Source organism: Paenibacillus sabinae T27, from assembly GCF_000612505.1.
Lineage (GTDB): Bacteria > Bacillota > Bacilli > Paenibacillales > Paenibacillaceae > Paenibacillus_AQ > Paenibacillus_AQ sabinae.
Genome location: NZ_CP004078.1, coordinates 4,665,001 through 4,686,027 on the forward strand (window position 1 = coordinate 4,665,001; position 21,027 = coordinate 4,686,027).

The window sequence follows — 21,027 nt, forward strand, 5'->3', positions numbered from 1 at the left end:
TTCCCGTTGTACCGGCCATTGTAGTACGTGTGTAGCCCAGGTCATAAGGGGCATGATGATTTGACGTCATCCCCACCTTCCTCCGGTTTGTCACCGGCAGTCACTCTAGAGTGCCCAGCTTCACCTGCTGGCAACTAAAGTCAAGGGTTGCGCTCGTTGCGGGACTTAACCCAACATCTCACGACACGAGCTGACGACAACCATGCACCACCTGTCTCCTCTGTCCCGAAGGAAAGGACTATCTCTAGTCCGGTCAGAGGGATGTCAAGACCTGGTAAGGTTCTTCGCGTTGCTTCGAATTAAACCACATACTCCACTGCTTGTGCGGGTCCCCGTCAATTCCTTTGAGTTTCAGTCTTGCGACCGTACTCCCCAGGCGGAGTGCTTACTGTGTTAACTTCGGCACCAAGGGTATCGAAACCCCTAACACCTAGCACTCATCGTTTACGGCGTGGACTACCAGGGTATCTAATCCTGTTTGCTCCCCACGCTTTCGCGCCTCAGCGTCAGTTACAGCCCAGAAAGTCGCCTTCGCCACTGGTGTTCCTCCACATCTCTACGCATTTCACCGCTACACGTGGAATTCCACTTTCCTCTTCTGCACTCAAGCTGCCCAGTTTCCAGTGCGACCACAGGTTGAGCCCATGGTTTAAACACCAGACTTAAACAGCCGCCTGCGCGCGCTTTACGCCCAATAATTCCGGACAACGCTTGCCCCCTACGTATTACCGCGGCTGCTGGCACGTAGTTAGCCGGGGCTTTCTTCTCAGGTACCGTCACTCTCTTAGCAGTTACTCTTAAGAGACGTTCTTCCCTGGCAACAGAGCTTTACGATCCGAAAACCTTCATCACTCACGCGGCGTTGCTCCGTCAGGCTTTCGCCCATTGCGGAAGATTCCCTACTGCTGCCTCCCGTAGGAGTCTGGGCCGTGTCTCAGTCCCAGTGTGGCCGTTCACCCTCTCAGGTCGGCTACGCATCGTCGCCTTGGTGAGCCGTTACCCCACCAACTAGCTAATGCGCCGCAGGCCCATCCCCTGGTGACAGATTGCTCCGCCTTTCCGCCTTCCAGTATGCACCAGAAGGTCTTATCCGGTATTAGCTACCGTTTCCGGTAGTTATCCCAGTCCAAGGGGCAGGTTGCCTACGTGTTACTCACCCGTCCGCCGCTAAGTTAATCAGGAGCAAGCTCCATCCTAACTCCGCTCGACTTGCATGTATTAGGCACGCCGCCAGCGTTCGTCCTGAGCCAGGATCAAACTCTCCAAAAAGGTAGAGCTGATAGCTCAATCAAACAAACTGACGAGAATTTCTTCTCATTTAATACTCACTCGTTGTTCAGTTTTCAAAGATCAAAGTCTCTTTCAGTTCGTCGCCGTGTCTCTTGCAGCGACCTTTATAATATATCATACTACTTATCTATTTGGCAAGCTTTTTTTTCGAAAAAGTTTTTTCGATTTTATCTTGCCCGTGCTTCCCTCATATAACAAAAAGGAGCGCGAGATATAATGTATCACAGCGTCTCCCTTTTAGTCAACCTTTATATTTATGAACCGCGCATTTTATTCCTAGTGCTTGAATTGAGAAGAACGGCCGCCCCAAGCGTATTTGGAAAGTTCCTTTTGCGGCGCAAACCGGGCGTACATGCGAAAGACGGTTTTGTATCTATTGGCAATGGCATGCCTGATATTCTGATCCAATCGTTGGTCGCTTAAGTCGAGCAGCATTTCATCCAGCTCTTTGCGTAATACATAGTCCAGCTCTTTGCATTCTTTTTCGTTGAACAACATACCCAACATAGGCTTGGCCTCCTTCATTCTTCTGTCCCGGGGAATCGGCTTAAATGCCGCTTACACTAGATTAACCGAAGCGTCCGAATTATAACCATAATTATATATTTTTTCCTTTAGAAGTTGATATTTCATGACTATAAGTTTATTACCCACAAATGCCGGTTTTGATCTGCTGTGTTTACTGTTATGCGCATTTACCCGGAATTTTATGATAACAGGGCAAAAGTAACGGTGCTCTCGATAACGGCTGCAATAAGAAGCAGAATGACGATCCAAACCGATGCCGTCAGCGTCTGGCGCATAAAGGATGACCAGTCTCCTCCCGCGCGGTTCCTTCCAATGATGCTCGATGCCGTCTTGGCCCCAAACTGAAGACCGAAAGCACAGGCTATGAGGATGGCTGGAATCTCAATAATCCCGTGCGGAAGCAATCCCAGAACAATAAGCTCGAACACATCCCGGCCTTGAAGAACGAATGAATGGACCAAATACCCGATAACGCCGCCGTTAATCAATAGAAAAACCACCGGAGCGATTCCAAACAAAGCCCCCAGAAAGATAATAAGCACACCTTTAATACTGTTATTCATGAATATAAATGCAAAAAAGCTAAGCTGCGGGTTAGATGAATTCCGTAAATTTTCGCTGATGCTGCCGAGTCCCTTTAGCTGCTGCATCAAAAAGCGCTCCATTTCTCCCGTCCCAAGCCACCCGGCGATAATGCCGACGATGAACAGCAGACAAGAAAGCGCCAGTGCCTTGCGTATTTTAAGAATATCTCTGCCAAATGTAAAAATGGAGAACATGTCTAACCTCCTAAGTGTTTGCGTTTTATACGAAGTCATAACCGGACGGTACGAGCATACATTTAGAACAAACAAGCTTTCGTATGGGAGAGGAGCCTTGAGCTTATGAATTCCTTTTATGTAGTCAGCGGCAAAAAAATAAAGCGTTTCTTCTATATTGTCGCCGCTGCTCTGCTTGCCGCCGGAGTCGTTTATGTTGAGCGCGGCAATATCACCGTTTTTTCCGAATCCCCCCCATCCGCCATTTATAGTGTGCCGACGGAGAAGAAACTGATCGCACTGACCTTTGACATTAGCTGGGGGGAAAAGCGTCCCGGTCCGATCCTCAAAGTGCTTGAGGACAAAAAGGTCGACAAAGCGACGTTCTTCCTCTCTTCTCCCTGGAGCAAAACGCATCAGGACATTGTAGCGAATATCAAGAACGCGGGATATGAAATCGGCAGCCACGGCCACAAGCATGTCAATTACAGTACGCTAAGCAGCGAGGAGATTCGCACTCAAATTACAACGGCGGGTACAATTCTGACCGAACTGACCGGCAAAGAGCCCAAATTGATTCGCATGCCCAACGGCGATTTTGACAAGAGGGTGCTGCAGGTGGCCAATGACCTCGGTTATAAAGTCATCCAATGGGACACCGATTCTCTGGATTGGAAAAATATCGGCGTTGAAAATATTGTGAAACGCGTGACGACTAAAGCCCATCCCGGCGACATTGTGCTGCTTCACGCCAGCGATTCCTGCAAACAGACCCACGAGGCACTCCCTCATATTATCGATGAGCTTCGCAGACAAGGCTATGAGTTCGTAACCGTCTCGGAACTGATCAGCCAAGGCAGTGCCGAAGGCAAGGAAGTGCGCGATTCAGCGTGGCTTAACGATCAATTGGAAGATGCCGCAGGCCTGTAAACATGTTTTTGGTTAAAAATCCTAGATGGTTCAATGCCGCGGGGAGATCAGCTCCGAAATATCGGGAGTCGGCGAATTCAGCTTCGGATAGGCGAGATCCAACTGTTCCAATGTTTTAACTACGATGTTTAATGCCAAATAGTTTCGGAACCAGCGGTGATTGGCCGGAATCCAGTACCACGGCGCATAGCCGGTAGCCGTCTCTTTAAAAATATCTTCGTACGCTTCCTGATAATCGTCCCAATATTTCCGTTCTTCCAGATCGCTCACGTCAAATTTCCAGTGCTTGGTTGGATCCTGAAGCCGTTCCTGTATTTTTTCAAGCTGCTTTTCCTTGGAGATGTGGAGAAACAGCTTAATGATAATGGTGTTCTCTTCAGAGAGCATCTCTTCAAAATGCCGGATGTGGCGAAAACGCCGTTTGGTCTCCGCCTTGTCCTGGCCTTCATGAACACGGGGCACAAGCACTTCTTCGTAATGCGAGCGGTTGAACGCGGATATATAACCTTTTGCCGGGGTCTGTTTATGGACTCTCCATAAAAAATCATGGGCCGACTCATCCAGAGTCGGCTTTTTAAAGCTGGTTACCGTAAATCCCTGCGGATTGATTCCCGAAAACACATGCTTTACCGTTCCGTCCTTCCCGCTCGAGTCCATTCCTTGGAGGACAATCAGCAGCGCATGCTTTTTTTGCGCGAAGAAAATATCCTGAAGCTCGGCAAGACGATCCTTGAGGGCTATCATTTTGCTGTCGGCATCTGTTTTGCTTTTTAAGCCGCCTGTATCGTTGGGGTCAAGCTTGTGCAGTATTTTGCCGTCTGTGTCCTTTATCATATAACGATCAATGTTCATATATACCCCTCCCGAATTTTGTCGTGCCTTTCTTTTTGATTAACCCTGCCTTCCATAAATTAATCTCCGCTTACGAAAAATAACCCCGCTTCCGGATTTATCGGAAAACAGGGTTCGTGTTGTTATCTCTTGAAGTTATCCGGCGGCCGGACGCAGTATCCGATGAAGTCTCAGAATCTGGAATGCATTGCAGGCGACCAATGGTACCACGATAAATAATGTCGCATTATCCACTCCAATCCGCAGCACACCGATCAATTCCACAATGGTAATGCCGGTCATGAAGAAAAAAGTCGGAATCCAGGCCGAAGCGTTGGTGTCCCGCACTTTGAAATGGGCTACCGCAAGAGCCGCTATCAAAATGGAAAGACCAAGAAGCAAATCGGCGGTAAGACTGCGCTCTCCCCCTACGAACGAACGTATAAGGAATAAATCAAACAGGGCGAGCAGCGCGAGGACGAGCTGGATGTACTGCCATATTTTTCGCGGAAACACGCCGAAGCCCATGTAGTTCAAGATTAGATAGGCGAAGAAGCCAAGCTGAGAGTAGACGCTTACAAGCATGCCGTAGCCGAATAAAATCAGCGCGTACAGCAGGAAGTCCGTGATGCCTTTGAAAGGAACGGCTCCGCTGATTCCCTGAAGCGCCAGCCCTGCTGCAACCGCTCCCAAGGAACCGATCAGCACCGTTGTCCAGAACAGATGAAACCATGTTTTGATATTCAGGACGCTCACCCCCGTGACAGATTTATTTTACCAAGGTTGCCGCCAAAAAACCATTCCGCCTAAACATAATTGTCTTTTCCCAACGGCATACTACATACCAATATCCCCATCAAAGGAGGACGGCGTAAATGAAACGGGCGATAATACGCAACAGCGGAATCGCGCTTGGACTAATACTGGTCTTGACTGCCTGCGGAAGCGAGCAGAGCGGTTCTTCCTCTCAGCAATTCAGTTATAAGGAAATGAAGACCATGGTCGTCGATATATTAAAAAGCGAAGAAGGCAAAAAGGCTGTGGAAGAAGCTATTTCTTCTCCCAGCTCCGGTGGAGGGGGCGGCGGAGGCGGCACAATGAGCATGAAGATGATGCCCATGCAGACGAATGAGCAAATCAAGATGGCGGTAAAGGATACGATCACGGCTCCCGAGTACAAAAAGGAAATTGAGAAAATTATGAAGGACCCGCAGTTTGCCGGAGATTTTGCCAAAGCGATCAGCTCACAGAACAAGCAGCTTCATCTTCAGCTTATCAAAGACCCGACCTATCAGAAATCGGTATCCGAAATTATGAAATCTCCCGAAATGATGAAAATGTTCCTTGATCTGACCAAAACGCCGGATTACCGCAAGCAGACAGCGACCGTAATGCAGGAGACGATGCAAAATCCCCTGTTCCGTATGGAAGTGCTCTCTTTGCTCAAAACGGTTGTTCAGGAAGAACTGCAGCCCAAGTCCGAAAAAAAACAGGACAGTAAGGGCAGTGATGGGGAAGGCGAGGGACAACAAAGCGGCAAAGAGGGCGAATCGTGAGGGCCCAAACCCAACCGGTCTCGGATGCAATAAAGCCAGGGCTCTGCAAAGGAGACCTGGCTTTATTGCTTCAATCTATTCACATTTGATGATGATACGTTCCGCGATATCGTCGAACAACTGCGCCGTCTCTGTTCCCGCCTTATAAACCGAAGGGGAAAAATCCGGCTCGGAAATATGATTCTCCGGCGCTCCAAGGGGGATCTGCCCCAGCAGGTCCGTATGCAGCGTCTCTGCCAGCCTCGCCCCACCGCCCCGGCCAAAGATATATTCTTTCTGACCGCACGCGGAGCATTGATAATAAGCCATATTTTCAACGACCCCAAGGATCTCGTGGTCGGTCTGCAGCGCCATAGAGCCCGCTCTCGCCGCCACAAAAGCCGCTGTAGCGTGGGGAGTAGTGACAATTACCTCTTTGCTCTGCGGCAGCATCTGGTGGACGTCAAGGGCCACATCACCCGTTCCCGGGGGCAAGTCCAACAGCAAATAATCAAGTTCTCCCCAGCCGACATCGCTGAAGAACTGGCGCAGCATCTTGCCTAGCATCGGCCCTCGCCAGATGACCGGATTATTTTCCCGGATAAAAAAGCCCATCGATATCACTTTCACGCCAAATCGTTCTACGGGAATGATGGTTCCGTCTTCCACAACCGGACCTTCCTCAATTCCCATCATATCCGGTACGCTGAAGCCGTAAATGTCGGCATCGATCAAACCGACCTTTTTACCTTTACGTGCAAGAGCGGCGGCCAGGTTCACCGTAACAGTGGATTTGCCTACTCCTCCCTTGCCGCTGGCTATCGCAATAAAGTGTACGCCCGAATCCTCGCTCAGCAGCGATAATCCCTCCAGGCCCGCCCCGTGGCCTTTCAGCTTTTCTTCCCCTTCGGGTGCACTCTTTCTTTTCAGCAGCGTGCGTTCGTGGTCAGTTGCGTCCCGCAAACGGATGTGAACATTCTCGGCCCCGCCTTCCCGCAGGCGATCCCTTACCTCCTGCTCGAGATCCATTCTCTTAGCCTCATCGGTATCCAGGCATATGATCGATAAAGAGATGTGATCTTCCTTCGTCAAAATATCGCGGATCAACTGCAGTTCAACCAGGCTTTTTCCGGTTTCCGGGTCGGTAATTGGCAGCAGCAGTTCTTGAATTTGTTCCCTGGACAGCATTGGAAAAACACCCCTGTTCTATAACCGGCAGCCTTTCGACCGGATGGATTTATTTTGTCCATTATAGCATTACCTTTTAGGGGATGAGTAGTCCTCCGTCCGTTCGCCCGCCTCATACCGCAGAATCCCTCTGTAAATGCTTGTTGCCACCTTCCGCTGATAAAGGTCGTCGCCGAGCAGAACCGATTCCTGCGGATGGGACAGAAAGCCCACTTCAACCAGAATTGATGGCATTCTGAGCGCCTGCAGCATGTACACCGTATTTACCGTTTTGGCGGTGCGGTTCGTATTCGACAGCGTTGACCGAATCTCATGCTGAACCAGTCTGGCCAGCGCTTCATTGTCCGGATGGTTCGGATAGTAAAATACCTGAGCGCCGCTCCAACGGTTCGACGGAATGCTGTTCATGTGAATGCTTATAAAAAGATCGGCTTTCTTATCTTCGATCGTCCGAACCCGTTGCTTGAGATCTTCCGTCTTACGCTTGCTGTAGCCTTTCGTCTCTATGCCGGCAAGGTCGTAATCGCCTTCCCGCGTCATAACGACGATGGCGCCCGCCTGCTGCAAATAATCGCGTAGATACAGCGAGACGGCCAGATTTATGTCTTTTTCAATCAGACCGCCGCGGCTGACCGCTCCCCCATCGGGACCGCCATGCCCCGCGTCGATCGCAATAACTTTGCCCGAGAGCGGCAGGCTCCAGTAATTCCATGTTCTTGCCGTCGGCATATCATATGCAATAATCCCCAGCAGCAGAGCCAGAAGTACGGCGCCTCCTATTCTTTTTTTCATGCTGCTCCAGGAGATCCAGACCGAGACTTTACGCTTGTTGCGGCCGGACATAATAAAAGACCCCCTCGTCCCGATAGATTCTACTCATCTATATGGGACAAGAGGGTCAAATAGTACCCTTAATTCATTATGAAGTTGTAACTTCCTTCATGCCTTCAATCAGGATTTGGGCAACCTCCGGCCGGGAGAATTCCGGCGGCGGGCACACGCCTTCACGCAGCATCGCGCGCACTTTGGTGCCCGACAAGGCTACATGATCCTCTTTGGTATGAGGGCATGTCTTATTGGAAGCCATGTTGCCGCATTTCTTGCAGAAGAAGCTGTGCTCGAAGAACAGCGGCGTAATATCCAGCTCTTCGGCTGTGAAATTGGAGAAGATCTCCTGAGCTTCATATGTTCCGTAGTAATCACCAACACCGGCATGGTCACGGCCGACAATAAAGTGCGTGCAGCCGTAGTTTTTGCGGACCATCGCATGGAAAATCGCTTCACGCGGGCCGGCATAACGCATCGCTGCCGGGAACACACCGAGGAACGTCCGGTTCTGCGGGTAGTAATTTTCGAGCAGGGCCAGGTAGCTCTTCATGCGCACGTTCGCAGGCACATCGTCCGACTTCGTCTCGCCGACGAGCGGGTTCAGGAACAAGCCGTCCACAATCTCCATCGCAGATTTTTGAATATATTCATGGGCGCGGTGAACCGGATTGCGGGTCTGAAAGCCAACAACCTTTTTCCAGCCTTTTTCCGCAAAAATTTCGCGGGTCTTAGCCGGGTCGAAATAAAACTCGCTAAATTTCTCCGGCTGCGGACGGTTCAAAACGGTGATCGGACCGCCGACATAAGTTGCATTCCGGGCAAACAACTTGCTTACGCCGGGATGCTCAGGATCGGTTGTTTTAAATACGTTCTGGGCTTCAACCTCCTGGTCAACGCTGTAGATGCTCTCGACATCAAGATGTCCGTAGATTTCGCCGTCCTCTTCACCGACCAGAGCCACTCTCTCGCCGATCTTCAAAGAAGCAGCTTCCTCATCGCTGAGAGACAGCGTAATCGGAATGCTCCATACCGTTCCGCTGGCAAGACGCATATTCTTGACGACGGAATGATAGTCATCTTCGTTCAGAAATCCGGTCAGGGGCGAAAAAGCGCCTACACCGATCAGGTCCAGATCGGAAATCGTCCATGTATTGATGGCGATTCGTTTGAATCCCGCCGCTTCCTGAAGCAGTTGTTCTCTCTCTTTGCCCTCAGCTATCCGGTTGATCAACTTTCCGCCATGCGGAAGGATTGCAGTCATCTATTTTCTTCCCTTCTCTGTTGTAAAGATTAGTATATCTTACTTATGAAGTCCGCATTCCGTCTTGTCCGAACCGGACCAGCGTCCGGCACGAGGATCTTCGCCAGGCATAACGGCGCGTGTGCATTGTTCGCAGCCGATGCTTGGGAAATGGCGGTCATGCAGCGGATTGTAGATGATGTCGTTCTCGCGGATATAGTTCCACACATCTTCCGAAGTCCAGTCCGCGATCGGATTGAACTTCACCAGGCCGAATTTGTAATCATATTCAACCTTCTTGGCATTGGCACGGGTTGGCGCCTGATCGCGGCGGATTCCGGTGATCCATGCATCGTACTGGGACAGAATACGCGTCAGCGGTTCTACCTTCCGGATGTTGCAGCATTGGTTCGGTTCGGATTTCCACAGTTCCTCGCCATATTGCTGGGCTTGTTCCTCAGGTGTGATTTGCGGGGATACCCGAACGAATTCCAAATTGTACTTGGCCGCGATTTTGTCTCTCGTTTCATAGGTTTCTTGAAAGTGGAAGTCCGTATCCAGGTAGAAAATATCGCTAGACGGACTTACTTTTTGCAGCATGTCAACCAGCACAACGTCCTCGGCACCAAAGCTGCAGGCAAACGTTATATTTGGAAAAGTTTCCACGGCCCAGCGGATAATCTCCTCAGGCGTAGCATTCTCTAGCTCTTCTGCCTTCACTTTGATTAACTCTTCTTTTTCAAGCAAATTCATTGCGTATTCCTCCATCCCAAAATAAAACTTCAGTTCAAATTCCAACTAAGTTAATATGAAATAAGTATATAACTTTCCCAAGCGATGTCAATGATATTTCAGTATTAAAAGATTCCAAATATGACAAACTTCATTAATATAAAAGCCCCCGGCCATAAAGGCCAAGGGCTTGAATTCCTTGATACACAAGGGATATTAACGTTTCGAGAACTGAGGAGCGCGACGAGCGGCTTTGAGGCCGTATTTCTTACGTTCCTTCATCCGTGGATCACGAGTCAGGAATCCGGCTTTCTTCAGGGAAGAACGGTATTCCGGATCTGCTTTCAGCAGAGCGCGGGAAATGCCGTGACGGATTGCGCCGGCTTGACCGGAGATTCCGCCGCCGTGAGCAATAACCAGAACATCGTAGTTGCCCAGAGTTTCAGTCAGGGTCAGAGGTTGCTTTACGATCAGTTTGAGTGTTTCCAGACCGAAATATTCGTTGATATCGCGTTTGTTAATGACAATGCGTCCTTCACCCGGTACGAGGCGAACACGTGCTACCGAATGTTTACGACGACCTGTCCCATAGTATTGTACTTGTGCCATGAAACTGTCCTCCCTTATTCTTATCCGCGAAGTTCGTAAACTTCAGGTTTTTGTGCTGCATGTGGATGCTCTGCGCCGGCATATACTTTCAATCTCAGCTTCATCGCGTTGCCTTGACGGGTCTTCGGAATCATACCGTATACGGCGGATTCGATTACACGCTCAGGTTTAGTGTTCAGCAAGGTTTCAGCATTGGTTACTTTAAGACCGCCCGGATGCAGCGAGTGACGGTAGTATTTCTTGTTTTGCAGCTTCTTGCCAGTCAGGTAGATCTTCTCAGCGTTGATAACGATAACAAAGTCGCCAGTATCAACATGAGGTGTAAATTGCGGTTTGTGTTTGCCGCGGATCAGAGCAGCAACCTCACTTGCCAGACGGCCGAGTGTTTTGCCTTCGGCATCGATAATATGCCATTTGCGTTCTACTTCGTTCGGCTTCGCCATGTAGGTGGTACGCATGAATATTTCCTCCTCGTTCTCGTACGAAAATCTCGTATATCTGATTTCTCATCGAAAGTACATTTTAGTTGTTGGGTAAAGCAATTTTGGGGTTATCTTGATCGGGGCTGTGGGATAGCCATCAAGAAAACACAACTTTTATTTTACAGGATAAACATAACGAGTGCAAGGGATTATTCGGCGGTTTAGTAACTTTTTTTCGCTAATAAATTAGCCGTCAATTCCCGGCATCCTCATAACTGACATTCCAAAGAGCCAGGCCCTTGGCCACCGCCGTCGGTCCCGCAGCCGCCCGGTCACATGCTGCCAGAATATCCGCGATCTGCTCCGGTCTGCGCTTGCCCTCTCCCACTTGAATCAGCGTACCCATAATGATCCGGACCATATGCTGCAAAAAGCCGCTGCCTGTAATGTAAGTATGAATGACCCCCTGATCGGTCGAGTCCGGCCGGCACATGCTCCGGTCAATCTCCATATGCGCCTCGTAAATCGTACGGACATGAGAGGCCTTGGTCGATTTGCGCGAGGCGAAGGAAGTAAAGTCGTAAGTTCCGATCAGAGGCTTAAGTCCCTGCTCCATCGCCTTTACATCGAGCGCTACCGGATGATGAAACTGATAGCGCCGTTGAAAAGGGTCCGGGAACCGGTTGCCATTGATAGTATAGCGATAAGTCTTCCGCTTGGCTCCCCGTCGGGAGTGGAAGGTGAGCGGCACTTCATGCGCTTCTGTAACGACGATATCTTCCGGCAGACGAGCATTCAATGCCAGACACCAGCGTTCCAGTGGTATAAGTGAGGTCGTTTCGAAATTAAAGGGCTGCCCATAGGCATGAACGCCGGCGTCCGTACGGCCGGAAGCAGTAATCTTCACTACTTCGCCGGTCAAGTGGGTAATAGCCCGTTCGAGCATATCCTGAACCGTATTGCCTCCGGGCTGGGTCTGAAAGCCATCATAGTTCGTACCGTCATAGGTGACTTTCATGAATAGATTGCGCATTCGGTACTCCTTCCTTCTCAAAAAAAAGAAGCCCCTTCGGGAGCTCCTTCCATTGAACAAGCGGATTTCCGCGGTTTACTGCACGACTGGCGGACACCTATGCAGATATCCGGTAGATCACGCCGTCGGTAGGAGCCGGGACATGACGCCGTCTCTCTCAGCTTGTAACAACGCTCAATAAAGAGCTTCCCAAAGCAGGGTCATGTTAAAGCAAGCCGAAAGAAGAAGCGGGCCATATTCCACTGATACAATAACACGGATCATCCCCCATTCCATCCATCCCCGAAAGGAGAACGAGCACAGGGGGCAATCGGGAAATCAATGCTTGCTGCCTTTACTAGGCACGGTCTACCAGTTCAAGATAAACCATAGGTGCCGAGTCGCCGCGGCGAGGTCCGAGCTTCAGGATACGAGTGTATCCGCCTGCACGTTCTGTGTAGCGCGGTGCGATTTCAGCGAACAGCTTTTGAATTGCGTCCTGCTCTCCGTCAGCAGTTTCGCGACGCACGAATGCAGCGACTTGACGGCGGGCATGAAGATCGCCCTTCTTAGCCTTCGTAATCAGTTTTTCGGCGATGGAACGAACTTCCTTCGCTTTCGCTTCCGTTGTTTGGATGCGCTCATATAAGAACAGGTCCGTTACCAAGTCGCGGAACAATGCTTTACGCGCACTGGAATCACGGCCCAACTTTTGGTATGCCATGTTTTTCCCTCCTCTACTTCGTCAATCTTATCGCTTATTCTTCGGTACGCAGACCCAAACCGAGCTCTTCGAGCTTTTCCTGTACTTCTTCCAAAGATTTGCGGCCCAAGTTGCGGACTTTCATCATATCTTCTTCCGTTTTCGTGGTAAGCTCCTGCACCGTGTTGATGCCGGCACGTTTGAGACAGTTGTAGGAACGGACCGAAAGATCCAGCTCTTCGATTGTCATCTCAAGCACTTTTTCTTTTTTGTCTTCTTCTTTTTCAACCATAATTTCGGCATCCTTCGCTTCATCCGTAAGGCCTACGAACAAAACAAGATGCTCATTCAAAATTTTGGCTCCAAGGCTGACTGCCTCTTCCGGTCTGATGCTGCCATCCGTCCAGATTTCCAGTGTCAACTTATCGTAGTTGGTCACTTGACCGACACGAGTGTTGTCGATGGTGTAGTTCACGCGGGAAATTGGAGTGTAGATGGAATCAACCGGAATCACGCCGATCGGCTGATCTTCGCGCTTGTTACGGTCCGCTTGGACATAGCCACGACCACGGCCAGCAAATATACGCATGTGAAGTCTCGCGCCTGGTCCCAGTGTTGCAATATGAAGGTCCGGGTTGAGGATCTCAACATCGCTGTCCGCACGAATGTCGCCTGCGGTTACGACGCCTTCCCCTTCAGCATCAATCTCGAACACTTTCTCTTCGTCTGAATGAATCTTCAGGGAAAGAGCTTTGAGGTTCAAAATGATTTCGGTCACGTCTTCCATTACGCCGGGAACGGTGGAGAACTCATGCAGAACGCCGTCAATTTGGACCGAGGTCACTGCGGCTCCCGGAAGGGAGGACAGCAGGATCCGGCGAAGCGAGTTCCCCAGAGTCGTGCCATATCCACGTTCCAGCGGTTCTACTACGAATTTCCCATAGGTTCCTTCATCATTGGCTTCTACGGTCTCAATCTTCGGCTTTTCGATTTCTATCACGAGTGTACCCTCCTTCAACGTCGCTCCTATATGAAACTGTCACCCCATCAGGTGTATCATGTAGTATGCCTAAACAACCATTATTAGCAGATGGTGCCGGTTTTATACCACATTTACATCGCTGATTCACTATACGCGGCGACGTTTCGGCGGACGGCATCCATTATGCGGAACCGGAGTTACGTCTTTAATGAGGTTAACTTCAAGACCAGCGGCTTGAAGGGAACGGATGGCTGCCTCGCGGCCCGCGCCCGGTCCTTTTACCATAACTTCAACACTCTTCATGCCATGCTCCATTGCTGCCTTGGCTGCAACTTCTGCCGCCATTTGAGCTGCGAACGGAGTCGACTTACGGGAGCCTCTAAATCCTTGGCCGCCGGAGCTTGCCCAGGAAATAGCGTTGCCGTGAGGATCCGTGATGGTAACGATCGTATTGTTGAACGTGGAACGGATATGTGCCACGCCGGATTCGATATTTTTACGGTCGCGACGTTTGGTACGTACGACTTTTTTCGGTTTAGCCATTGTCTCTTATCACCCCTTATTATTTCTTCTTGTTTGCTACCGTACGACGCGGGCCTTTCCGGGTACGGGCATTCGTTTTGGTACGTTGACCGCGAACCGGCAAGCCGCGACGATGACGAACACCGCGGTAGCAGCCAATCTCGGTAAGACGTTTAATATTTAAGGAAATTTCACGACGCAGGTCGCCTTCCACTTTGACCGATTTGTCGATCGTTTCACGCAGTTTGCTCACTTCATCTTCCGTCAAATCACGGACACGTGTGTTAACATTGATACCTGTTTCTTTCAAAATTTTCAAGGAAGTCGTTCTACCGATTCCGAAAATATAAGTCAAGGCGATCTCAACGCGTTTGTCACGTGGCAAATCCACACCAGCTATACGAGCCATTTTACGCTACACCCCCTTCTTAACCTTGTTTTTGTTTGTGTTTCGGATTTTCGCAAATTACCATTACAGTCCCTTTGCGGCGGATGACTTTGCATTTTTCGCAAATGGGCTTTACAGAAGGTCTTACCTTCATGCTTATTACCTCCTCAAAGTTTTACGCAGTAAAACTGGCTTTGAAGCTCCTGCTCAGTTTTACCTGTAGTAAAACTGGCTTAAAAAGCATACGCTACCGTTCCGCATAAAGCAAACTTTAATCGTAGTTCCCATCTATTTACGGTAAGTTATACGGCCTTTAGTTAAATCATAAGGCGATAACTGCACAACCACTTTGTCCCCGGTCAAAATACGGATAAAGTGCATCCGCAGCTTACCTGATACGTGGGCAAGAATTTGATGGCCGTTCTCGAGTTCAACCTTAAACGTTGCGTTCGGCAACGGTTCAATGACGGTGCCTTCCACCTCAATGACGTCTTCTTTAGCCACAGTTATTCTCCTTTCTTCATCGCGCTTATTCCGGCGGAACGCACGTAATCCAACACTGCATATCGCAGCTTTCCGTTTGTAACCCGGCCGGTTTCTTTCAGACTGTTCACAACCTCGCTGCTAATGATCGAAGTGAGCTCGAGATGAAGAATATTCTTCTTCTTCGGCCCGTCAAACTTTCGTTTGTCCCCATCCGCAATATACACAAACCTGCTGTCCAAAATAGCGATGACCACGGCAATCTCTCCGGCTTCCTTGCCTTTGAGTATTTTCACCAATTGACCGACCTGCGGGCTGCTCTCGGTATTCAACAAAGATCACCTACGCATTCAGTTTCGTGAAAATTTCCATGCCGTCCGGCGTAACCGCCACCGTATGCTCAAAATGAGCACACAGAGAGCCGTCCACCGTCACGACCGTCCAGTTATCTTCCAGCGTTCGGACATAACGTTTGCCCGCGTTAACCATCGGTTCGATGGCAAGCACCATGCCTGCCTTCAGCCGCGGCCCGCGGTCTGCTATGCCATAGTTCGGAATTTGCGGTTCTTCATGCAGTTCTGCCCCAACACCATGCCCTACATACTCGCGTACCACCGAGAATCCGGCATCTTCGATATATTTTTGGATAGCGTGGGAGATTGTAAACAAGCGCACATCCGGCTTAATCAGCTCAAGGCCTGCGTACAGGGAGCCTTCCGTTACATCCAAGAGCCGCTGGGCTTCTTCGGATATTTGTCCCACCCCATAGGTCCAAGCCGAGTCGCCGTGGTATCCCTTGTACTGCGCCCCGATGTCAAGCGACACGATATCGCCCTCCACCAGCTTGCGTTTGCCGGGAAATCCATGCACCAACTGATCGTTGACTGAAGCGCAAATGCTGGCAGGAAAACCGTTGTAGCCTTTAAAAGACGGTACGGCACCTTGACTGCGAATGTATTGATCGGCGATTCTATCGAGCTCTCCGGTCGTAATTCCAGGCTCAATGGCCTGTGCCATGAGACGGTGAGTCTCGGCAACAATTCGTCCCGCTTCTCTCATAAAGGCAAGTTCCTGTTCGGACTTACATATGATCATTACACTAACCTCGCAGTAAAGACACTATTTCGGCGGAAACGACGTCGATTTCGTTTTCCCCGTTCACCTGACGCAAAAGACCTTTATTCTCATAAAAGTGAAGCAACGGCGCCGTCTTGTTGTCATACTCATCCAAGCGTTTGCCTACACTTTCTTCATTGTCATCCGGACGCTGATACAGCGCTCCGCCGTCAATGTCGCAGACGCCTTCTTGCTTCGGCGGGTTGAAGATCAAATGATACGAGGCTCCACATACCGTGCAGATGCGCCGTCCGGTCAGACGAGCCATCAGCAGTCCACGGTCCACGTTCAAATTGATAACATGATCCAGAGAAGTGTTCATGCGGGTGAGAAGCTCATCCAGCGCTTCCGCTTGCGAAAGAGTTCTTGGAAAGCCGTCCAATAGAAAACCTTTTTCGCAATCGGACTGCTGCAGCCGCTCTTCCACAATTCCAATCGTTACATCATCCGGTACAAGCAAGCCTTGATCGATAAAGGATTTGGCCTTCAAACCAACAGGAGTTCCCTGCTTGATCGCGAGACGAAAAGCGTCTCCTGTCGAGATATGAGGGATACCCAGTTCCTTTACGATAACAGCAGCTTGTGTTCCCTTGCCTGCCCCAGGCGGGCCCATGAAAAGGATATTCACGTTACGTCTCTCCCCAGTTAACAGAATCGCCACCAGGCAAGAAACAGCACAATAGGCGCCGGGAAGTCTAGAGATGAGCCGCTTCACCGGAACCTATCGCCTATTTGTTAATGAAGCCTTTGTAATGGCGTTTAATCAATTGGCTCTCGATCTGCTTCATCGTATCCAGTGCGACGCCGATAACGATAAGCAGCGAGGTGCCGCCGATCTTCACCGAACGAGGCAAGCCGGTCACGTTGCCGAAGAATACCGGAAGCACAGAGATGACGGCCAGGAACAGCGCCCCCGACATCGTCAGACGGGACATTACCCGAGTCAAATACTTCTCTGTCGCCTTCCCCGGACGAATACCGGGAATGTAACCGCCGTTCTTCTTCATATTGTCGGCCATCTGCTGCGGGTTCATCTGAACAAACGTGTAAAAGAACGTGAATCCGATGATCATGATCACGTAAAGGACCATACCGAGCGGTTTATCATACCAAAAGTGAGTGCTGACCCACTTCGCCCAGGTATGAGTCGACCAAAAGTTGGCGATGACAATTGGGAATTGAAGCAGCGATACGGCAAAGATAACAGGGATTACGCCTGCCGCATTGATTTTAAGCGGAATATGCGTATTTTGTCCACCGTACATTTTGTTGCCGACCACGCGTTTCGCATACTGCACAGGGATTTTGCGAATACCTTGCTGTACAAAGATAACCCCCGCGATAATCAGTACAACAACGACTGCTACGACCACGACTTTAAGAATATTCAGGAAAGTCTGCCCCGGCTGGATAAAGCTCGATTGCGCCGTTGCCGTGAAATATCCCGGAATGCCTGCGACGATTCCCGCAAAAATCAGGATCGAAATCCCGTTTCCGATACCCCTCTCGGTGATTTGCTCACCAAGCCACATCAGAAATGAAGTGCCTGCCGTCAAAATGATGGCAACGAGCAGATAGTCGGCGATCGTTGCATTCGGCATCATTTGCGTACCATACATTCGGTTAAAACCGATAGATGTTGCAAAACCCTGAATCAAAGCCAACACTACCGTACCGTAACGGGTAATTTGCGCCAGCTGTTTTTTACCGTGTTCGCCTTGCTTTGCCCATTCGGCAAATTTCGGCACTACATCCATCGACAAAAGCTGCACGATGATGGATGCGGTAATGTAAGGGTAAATACTGATCGCAAAGATGGAGAAGTTTTTAAGCGCTCCACCCGAAAACGTGTTGAACAAGTTCATCAAGGCGGTTCCGGCCTCGTTACCTGTCGATTGAAACACCGTTTTATCTACACCGGGAACTGGTACGAACGAACCGATGCGGTAGATAATAAAAACGAACAGGGTAAACAGAATTTTTTTGCGCAGATCTTCAACATGCCATATATTCTTAAGCGTCTTGAACATTAGATCACCTCGGTTTTACCGCCGGCAGCCTCGATTTTCTCTACCGCAGATTGAGAGAACTTGTTTGCTTGAACTGTAAGTTTTACAGTGAGTTCACCGTTGCCGAGGATTTTGATACCGCTCTTCGTGTTCTTCACTACGCCGGATTCAACCAGCAGCGCAGGAGTAACTTCCGTTCCTTCTGCAAAGCTGTTCAGATCCTCAAGGTTCACAATCGCATACTCTTTACGGGTAGGATTGACGAAACCACGCTTAGGCAGACGACGATAGAGTGGGTTTTGGCCACCCTCGAAGCCCGGACGTACACCACCGCCGGAACGAGAGTTTTGACCTTTATGACCACGGCCGGATGTTTTGCCGTTACCGCTGGAAGTACCGCGACCTACACGGTTGCGTTCTTTGCGGGATCCTGGAGCCGGAGCGAGTTCATGTAACTTCATCGTTTGCACCTCCTTATGTCTATTAATGGGGTAAGGCTTTCTTAGCCTTCAATTTCAGTTACGGATACGAGATGGCTCACTTTTTTGATCATTCCGCGAACCGCAGGACTATCGTTTTGAACCACAGACGAGTTGAGTTTACGCAGGCCGAGCGTCTTAACGGTCACACGTTGTGTTTCCGGACGTCCGATTAAGCTGCGAACGAGGGTAATTTGCAGTTTTGCCATTGACGTTCCCCTCCTTAACCGCGAAGCTCTTCGACAGATTTGCCGCGAAGTTTCGCGACCTCTTCAATGCGCTTCAGACGGGACAATCCCTCCAAAGTTGCATTGACCATATTCATGGAGTTCGAAGAACCTAAAGATTTTGTCAAAATATCGCCTACACCGGCCAGTTCCAGTACCGCGCGAACAGGTCCGCCCGCGATAACACCGGTACCTTGCGATGCCGGTTTCAGCAGAACGCGTCCAGCGCCGAAATGTCCGTTGACCAGGTGAGGAATCGTTGTTCCTACGAGTGGAACTTGGATCAGGTTTTTCTTAGCATCTTCGATGCCTTTGCGGATCGCATCCGGTACTTCGCCGGCCTTACCGATACCCGCACCAACCCAGCCTTTGCCGTCGCCGACAACAACCAGTGCGCTGAAGCTGAAACGGCGTCCGCCTTTTACAACTTTAGCAACGCGGTTAATGTGGACAACTCTTTCTGTCAGCTCTAAAGTGTTTGGATCTACACGCAAGTCGTTAACCTCCTTTTAAGAATGTTTCTAGAATTCAAGACCAGCTTCACGAGCTGCATCAGCGAGCGCTTGAATCCGTCCATGGTACAAGTAGCCTCCGCGGTCGAATACAACAGCGGTATGTCCTTTTGCTTTGGCGCGCTCAGCGACCAGTTGGCCGACTTTGCTTGCAGCTTCAACGCTGCCGCCGTTGCCGATGGAACCTTTCAGCTCTTTATCAAGCGTCGATGCGGATGCGATCGTTACGCCGCTCACATCGTCGATCAGTTGAGCATAAATGTGCTTCGAAGAACGGAACACATTCAGGCGCGGACGTTCAGCAGTACCTTGGATTTTCTTACGTACACGCAGGTGTCTTTTCACACGAGCTTTGTTTTTGTCCTCTTTGGTAATCATGACTTCCTTTTCACTCCCTTCAGTTTGCCTTAAGGCAGCTTCACGTTAAGACGCGGTAAGCATCTTATGTTCAAGGCGAGCCGGCTTATTTCTTCTTACCGGCTTTACCTTCTTTACGGATAATGCGTTCGCCCTCATATTTAATACCTTTGCCTTTGTATGGCTCAGGTTCACGTACAGAACGAATTTTCGCGGCATAAGCGCCTACGCGTTCTTTGTCGATGCCTTTTACGATAATTTTCGTGTTGGCAGGAACTTCGAACTCAATGCCCGGTTCCGGAGTGATTTCAACCGGATGGGAGTAGCCGACGTTCAGAACGATTTTATCTCCGGATTTGTTTGCACGATATCCGACCCCAACCAGCTCCAGAGATTTAGAGAAACCTTCGGTCACGCCGCTTACCATGTTGTTGACAACGGAGCGGGTCGTGCCGTGAAGAGAACGATGCAATTTGTTGTCCGAAGGACGAACAACAAGAATTTCGTTATTTTCAACCGTAACCTTCATGTCTTTATGAAGTTCACGAGTCAAAGTACCTTTAGGACCTTTAACGGTAATGACAGTGTTGTTCACCGTCACGTCTACACCGCTAGGCACTGTAATTGGTTTGCGACCAATACGAGACATGTGTGTTGCACCTCCTTATCTTGTGACGTGATTACCAAACGTAAGCGAGTACTTCGCCGCCGGATTTAGCTTGACGAGCTTCTTTGTCGGTCATAACTCCCTTGGAAGTGGAGATAATCGCGATGCCCAGTCCGCCGAGTACGCGAGGAACTTCATTGCTCTTCGTGTACACGCGCAGGCCCGGCTTACTGATTCTTTTCAGGCCGGAAATAACACGTTCTTGGTTCGGGCCGTATTTCAGGAAAATACGGATAAGCCCTTGCTTGTTATCTTCAACAAACTCCGCATCGCGGATGAAGCCTTCACGCTTCAGGATGTCGGCGATTTGTTTTTTCAATGTCGATGCAGGAAGCTCTACTGTCTCGTGACGCACGATGTTGGCGTTACGGATACGAGTAAGCATATCTGCGATAGGATCAGACATAGTCATTTGGTGTTAACCTCCTTCCCGTATATAAACTTCTTACCAGCTTGCTTTTTTCACGCCAGGAATCTGGCCTTTATAAGCTAATTCACGGAAACAAATTCTGCAAATTTTGAACTTTTGCAGTACCGAATGTGGACGACCGCAACGTTCGCAACGTGTATATGCACGAACTTTGAATTTCGGCGCGCGTTGTTGTTTAACTTTCATCGAAGTTTTTGCCACTTTAGCCTGACACCTCCCAAACAGTTTCGGAGAATTGGACGACCGAAC

General features: G+C 49.8%; 30 protein-coding genes and 1 rRNA gene (1 of these 31 only partly in view). 2 read left to right on the top strand and 29 right to left on the bottom strand.

What is annotated here, in order from left to right; genetic code table 11:
* The 3 genes from PSAB_RS21565 to PSAB_RS21575 all read right to left on the bottom strand — a co-directional run.
* Positions 1-1,269: ribosomal RNA gene (locus PSAB_RS21565) — 16S ribosomal RNA — on the bottom strand; it reaches 287 nt to the left of the window's first position.
* A 297-nt stretch (positions 1,270-1,566) separates the two neighbouring features.
* Positions 1,567-1,797 carry a hypothetical protein gene (locus PSAB_RS21570; protein WP_025336637.1) on the bottom strand — a complete coding sequence of 77 codons (231 nt, stop codon included), beginning with the start codon at positions 1,795-1,797 and terminating at the stop codon, positions 1,567-1,569.
* A 200-nt stretch (positions 1,798-1,997) separates the two neighbouring features.
* Positions 1,998-2,597: a stage II sporulation protein M gene (locus PSAB_RS21575; protein ID WP_025336638.1), complete on the bottom strand. Its 600-nt coding sequence runs from the start codon at positions 2,595-2,597 to the stop codon at positions 1,998-2,000.
* A gap of 105 nt (positions 2,598-2,702) precedes the next feature.
* On the opposite strand from PSAB_RS21575, the gene pdaB reads away from it, so the two are divergent.
* The gene (pdaB, locus tag PSAB_RS21580) at positions 2,703-3,506 is read left to right on the top strand and encodes a polysaccharide deacetylase family sporulation protein PdaB (protein WP_025336639.1); all 804 of its coding nucleotides are present in this window, start codon (positions 2,703-2,705) and stop codon (positions 3,504-3,506) included.
* A 30-nt stretch (positions 3,507-3,536) separates the two neighbouring features.
* On the opposite strand, the gene PSAB_RS21585 is transcribed toward pdaB, so the two are convergent.
* Both PSAB_RS21585 and PSAB_RS21590 read right to left on the bottom strand, forming a co-directional pair.
* Positions 3,537-4,358, bottom strand: coding sequence for a PPK2 family polyphosphate kinase (locus PSAB_RS21585; RefSeq protein ID WP_025336640.1), 822 nt, complete (start codon positions 4,356-4,358; stop codon positions 3,537-3,539).
* Between the two features lie 135 nt (positions 4,359-4,493).
* Positions 4,494-5,093: a KinB-signaling pathway activation protein gene (locus PSAB_RS21590; protein ID WP_338045056.1), complete on the bottom strand. Its 600-nt coding sequence runs from the start codon at positions 5,091-5,093 to the stop codon at positions 4,494-4,496.
* A 119-nt stretch (positions 5,094-5,212) separates the two neighbouring features.
* On the opposite strand from PSAB_RS21590, the gene gerD reads away from it, so the two are divergent.
* The gene (gene gerD / locus PSAB_RS21595; RefSeq protein ID WP_025336642.1) at positions 5,213-5,893 is read left to right on the top strand and encodes a spore germination lipoprotein GerD; all 681 of its coding nucleotides are present in this window, start codon (positions 5,213-5,215) and stop codon (positions 5,891-5,893) included.
* Between the two features lie 75 nt (positions 5,894-5,968).
* Here the strand turns inward: gerD and PSAB_RS21600 are convergent, their stop codons facing one another.
* The 24 genes from PSAB_RS21600 to PSAB_RS25210 all read right to left on the bottom strand — a co-directional run bounded on the left by PSAB_RS21600 (position 5,969) and on the right by PSAB_RS25210 (position 20,979).
* Complete coding sequence (locus PSAB_RS21600) at positions 5,969-7,060, bottom strand: Mrp/NBP35 family ATP-binding protein (RefSeq protein WP_025336643.1); 1,092 nt, start codon at positions 7,058-7,060, stop codon at positions 5,969-5,971.
* A 69-nt stretch (positions 7,061-7,129) separates the two neighbouring features.
* Entirely contained in the window at positions 7,130-7,903 is a 774-nt protein-coding gene (gene cwlD / locus PSAB_RS21605; protein WP_025336644.1) for an N-acetylmuramoyl-L-alanine amidase CwlD, read from the bottom strand.
* Between the two features lie 76 nt (positions 7,904-7,979).
* Complete coding sequence (gene sat / locus PSAB_RS21610) at positions 7,980-9,149, bottom strand: sulfate adenylyltransferase (RefSeq protein ID WP_025336645.1); 1,170 nt, start codon at positions 9,147-9,149, stop codon at positions 7,980-7,982.
* Positions 9,150-9,188: 39 nt separating this feature from the next.
* The gene (locus tag PSAB_RS21615; RefSeq protein ID WP_025336646.1) at positions 9,189-9,881 is read right to left on the bottom strand and encodes a phosphoadenylyl-sulfate reductase; all 693 of its coding nucleotides are present in this window, start codon (positions 9,879-9,881) and stop codon (positions 9,189-9,191) included.
* A 195-nt stretch (positions 9,882-10,076) separates the two neighbouring features.
* Positions 10,077-10,469: a 30S ribosomal protein S9 gene (rpsI, locus tag PSAB_RS21620; RefSeq protein WP_025336647.1), complete on the bottom strand. Its 393-nt coding sequence runs from the start codon at positions 10,467-10,469 to the stop codon at positions 10,077-10,079.
* A gap of 20 nt (positions 10,470-10,489) precedes the next feature.
* A complete protein-coding gene (rplM, locus tag PSAB_RS21625) occupies positions 10,490-10,927 on the bottom strand; it encodes a 50S ribosomal protein L13 (RefSeq protein WP_025336648.1) in 438 nt (145 codons plus the stop codon).
* Positions 10,928-11,144: 217 nt separating this feature from the next.
* Positions 11,145-11,924: a tRNA pseudouridine(38-40) synthase TruA gene (gene truA, locus PSAB_RS21630; RefSeq protein WP_025336649.1), complete on the bottom strand. Its 780-nt coding sequence runs from the start codon at positions 11,922-11,924 to the stop codon at positions 11,145-11,147.
* 337 nt (positions 11,925-12,261) lie between these two features.
* On the bottom strand, positions 12,262-12,627 hold the full coding sequence (gene rplQ, locus PSAB_RS21635; RefSeq protein WP_025336650.1) for a 50S ribosomal protein L17: 366 nt from the start codon (positions 12,625-12,627) through the stop codon (positions 12,262-12,264).
* A 34-nt stretch (positions 12,628-12,661) separates the two neighbouring features.
* Complete coding sequence (locus tag PSAB_RS21640; RefSeq protein ID WP_025336651.1) at positions 12,662-13,606, bottom strand: DNA-directed RNA polymerase subunit alpha; 945 nt, start codon at positions 13,604-13,606, stop codon at positions 12,662-12,664.
* Between the two features lie 129 nt (positions 13,607-13,735).
* Entirely contained in the window at positions 13,736-14,131 is a 396-nt protein-coding gene (gene rpsK, locus PSAB_RS21645; RefSeq protein WP_025336652.1) for a 30S ribosomal protein S11, read from the bottom strand.
* A 19-nt stretch (positions 14,132-14,150) separates the two neighbouring features.
* A complete protein-coding gene (gene rpsM, locus PSAB_RS21650) occupies positions 14,151-14,519 on the bottom strand; it encodes a 30S ribosomal protein S13 (protein WP_025336653.1) in 369 nt (122 codons plus the stop codon).
* Between the two features lie 19 nt (positions 14,520-14,538).
* Positions 14,539-14,652 (bottom strand): 50S ribosomal protein L36, encoded by a 114-nt coding sequence (gene rpmJ / locus PSAB_RS21655; protein ID WP_003322638.1) that lies wholly within the window; start codon positions 14,650-14,652, stop codon positions 14,539-14,541.
* A 134-nt stretch (positions 14,653-14,786) separates the two neighbouring features.
* A complete protein-coding gene (gene infA, locus PSAB_RS21660; RefSeq protein WP_006212898.1) occupies positions 14,787-15,002 on the bottom strand; it encodes a translation initiation factor IF-1 in 216 nt (71 codons plus the stop codon).
* A gap of 2 nt (positions 15,003-15,004) precedes the next feature.
* Positions 15,005-15,313: a KOW domain-containing RNA-binding protein gene (locus PSAB_RS21665; protein ID WP_025336654.1), complete on the bottom strand. Its 309-nt coding sequence runs from the start codon at positions 15,311-15,313 to the stop codon at positions 15,005-15,007.
* A gap of 10 nt (positions 15,314-15,323) precedes the next feature.
* A complete protein-coding gene (map, locus tag PSAB_RS21670; protein WP_025336655.1) occupies positions 15,324-16,076 on the bottom strand; it encodes a type I methionyl aminopeptidase in 753 nt (250 codons plus the stop codon).
* 4 nt (positions 16,077-16,080) lie between these two features.
* Positions 16,081-16,725 (bottom strand): adenylate kinase, encoded by a 645-nt coding sequence (locus PSAB_RS21675; RefSeq protein WP_025336656.1) that lies wholly within the window; start codon positions 16,723-16,725, stop codon positions 16,081-16,083.
* Positions 16,726-16,825: 100 nt separating this feature from the next.
* Entirely contained in the window at positions 16,826-18,127 is a 1,302-nt protein-coding gene (secY, locus tag PSAB_RS21680) for a preprotein translocase subunit SecY (protein WP_025336657.1), read from the bottom strand.
* Positions 18,127-18,567 carry a 50S ribosomal protein L15 gene (gene rplO / locus PSAB_RS21685; RefSeq protein ID WP_025336658.1) on the bottom strand — a complete coding sequence of 147 codons (441 nt, stop codon included), beginning with the start codon at positions 18,565-18,567 and terminating at the stop codon, positions 18,127-18,129. Before rplO ends, secY begins: the two co-directional genes overlap by 1 nt.
* A 41-nt stretch (positions 18,568-18,608) precedes the next feature.
* The gene (gene rpmD, locus PSAB_RS21690; RefSeq protein WP_025336659.1) at positions 18,609-18,794 is read right to left on the bottom strand and encodes a 50S ribosomal protein L30; all 186 of its coding nucleotides are present in this window, start codon (positions 18,792-18,794) and stop codon (positions 18,609-18,611) included.
* A 14-nt stretch (positions 18,795-18,808) separates the two neighbouring features.
* Positions 18,809-19,306, bottom strand: coding sequence for a 30S ribosomal protein S5 (gene rpsE, locus PSAB_RS21695; protein WP_025336660.1), 498 nt, complete (start codon positions 19,304-19,306; stop codon positions 18,809-18,811).
* 27 nt (positions 19,307-19,333) lie between these two features.
* Positions 19,334-19,702 (bottom strand): 50S ribosomal protein L18, encoded by a 369-nt coding sequence (gene rplR / locus PSAB_RS21700; RefSeq protein ID WP_025336661.1) that lies wholly within the window; start codon positions 19,700-19,702, stop codon positions 19,334-19,336.
* Between the two features lie 85 nt (positions 19,703-19,787).
* The gene (rplF, locus tag PSAB_RS21705) at positions 19,788-20,330 is read right to left on the bottom strand and encodes a 50S ribosomal protein L6 (protein ID WP_025336662.1); all 543 of its coding nucleotides are present in this window, start codon (positions 20,328-20,330) and stop codon (positions 19,788-19,790) included.
* Positions 20,331-20,361: 31 nt separating this feature from the next.
* Positions 20,362-20,760: a 30S ribosomal protein S8 gene (gene rpsH / locus PSAB_RS21710; protein ID WP_025336663.1), complete on the bottom strand. Its 399-nt coding sequence runs from the start codon at positions 20,758-20,760 to the stop codon at positions 20,362-20,364.
* Between the two features lie 33 nt (positions 20,761-20,793).
* Positions 20,794-20,979 carry a type Z 30S ribosomal protein S14 gene (locus PSAB_RS25210; RefSeq protein WP_010348808.1) on the bottom strand — a complete coding sequence of 62 codons (186 nt, stop codon included), beginning with the start codon at positions 20,977-20,979 and terminating at the stop codon, positions 20,794-20,796.
* Between the last annotated feature and the right edge of the window lie 48 nt (positions 20,980-21,027).

What these genes read in the sequence shown, in the direction of transcription:
- PSAB_RS21570 (WP_025336637.1), bottom strand. Translation starts at nt 1,797, where the DNA reads ATGTTGGGTATGTTGTTCAACGAAAAAGAATGCAAAGAGCTGGACTAT.
- PSAB_RS21575 (WP_025336638.1), bottom strand. Translation starts at nt 2,597, where the DNA reads ATGTTCTCCATTTTTACATTTGGCAGAGATATTCTTAAAATACGCAAG.
- pdaB (WP_025336639.1), top strand. Translation starts at nt 2,703, where the DNA reads ATGAATTCCTTTTATGTAGTCAGCGGCAAAAAAATAAAGCGTTTCTTC.
- PSAB_RS21585 (WP_025336640.1), bottom strand. Translation starts at nt 4,358, where the DNA reads ATGAACATTGATCGTTATATGATAAAGGACACAGACGGCAAAATACTG.
- gerD (WP_025336642.1), top strand. Translation starts at nt 5,213, where the DNA reads ATGAAACGGGCGATAATACGCAACAGCGGAATCGCGCTTGGACTAATA.
- PSAB_RS21600 (WP_025336643.1), bottom strand. Translation starts at nt 7,060, where the DNA reads ATGCTGTCCAGGGAACAAATTCAAGAACTGCTGCTGCCAATTACCGAC.
- cwlD (WP_025336644.1), bottom strand. Translation starts at nt 7,903, where the DNA reads ATGTCCGGCCGCAACAAGCGTAAAGTCTCGGTCTGGATCTCCTGGAGC.
- sat (WP_025336645.1), bottom strand. Translation starts at nt 9,149, where the DNA reads ATGACTGCAATCCTTCCGCATGGCGGAAAGTTGATCAACCGGATAGCT.
- PSAB_RS21615 (WP_025336646.1), bottom strand. Translation starts at nt 9,881, where the DNA reads ATGAATTTGCTTGAAAAAGAAGAGTTAATCAAAGTGAAGGCAGAAGAG.
- rpsI (WP_025336647.1), bottom strand. Translation starts at nt 10,469, where the DNA reads ATGGCACAAGTACAATACTATGGGACAGGTCGTCGTAAACATTCGGTA.
- rplM (WP_025336648.1), bottom strand. Translation starts at nt 10,927, where the DNA reads ATGCGTACCACCTACATGGCGAAGCCGAACGAAGTAGAACGCAAATGG.
- truA (WP_025336649.1), bottom strand. Translation starts at nt 11,924, where the DNA reads ATGCGCAATCTATTCATGAAAGTCACCTATGACGGTACGAACTATGAT.
- rplQ (WP_025336650.1), bottom strand. Translation starts at nt 12,627, where the DNA reads ATGGCATACCAAAAGTTGGGCCGTGATTCCAGTGCGCGTAAAGCATTG.
- rpsK (WP_025336652.1), bottom strand. Translation starts at nt 14,131, where the DNA reads ATGGCTAAACCGAAAAAAGTCGTACGTACCAAACGTCGCGACCGTAAA.
- rpsM (WP_025336653.1), bottom strand. Translation starts at nt 14,519, where the DNA reads ATGGCTCGTATAGCTGGTGTGGATTTGCCACGTGACAAACGCGTTGAG.
- rpmJ (WP_003322638.1), bottom strand. Translation starts at nt 14,652, where the DNA reads ATGAAGGTAAGACCTTCTGTAAAGCCCATTTGCGAAAAATGCAAAGTC.
- map (WP_025336655.1), bottom strand. Translation starts at nt 16,076, where the DNA reads ATGATCATATGTAAGTCCGAACAGGAACTTGCCTTTATGAGAGAAGCG.
- secY (WP_025336657.1), bottom strand. Translation starts at nt 18,127, where the DNA reads ATGTTCAAGACGCTTAAGAATATATGGCATGTTGAAGATCTGCGCAAA.
- rplO (WP_025336658.1), bottom strand. Translation starts at nt 18,567, where the DNA reads ATGAAGTTACATGAACTCGCTCCGGCTCCAGGATCCCGCAAAGAACGC.
- rpmD (WP_025336659.1), bottom strand. Translation starts at nt 18,794, where the DNA reads ATGGCAAAACTGCAAATTACCCTCGTTCGCAGCTTAATCGGACGTCCG.
- rplR (WP_025336661.1), bottom strand. Translation starts at nt 19,702, where the DNA reads ATGATTACCAAAGAGGACAAAAACAAAGCTCGTGTGAAAAGACACCTG.
- rplF (WP_025336662.1), bottom strand. Translation starts at nt 20,330, where the DNA reads ATGTCTCGTATTGGTCGCAAACCAATTACAGTGCCTAGCGGTGTAGAC.
- rpsH (WP_025336663.1), bottom strand. Translation starts at nt 20,760, where the DNA reads ATGACTATGTCTGATCCTATCGCAGATATGCTTACTCGTATCCGTAAC.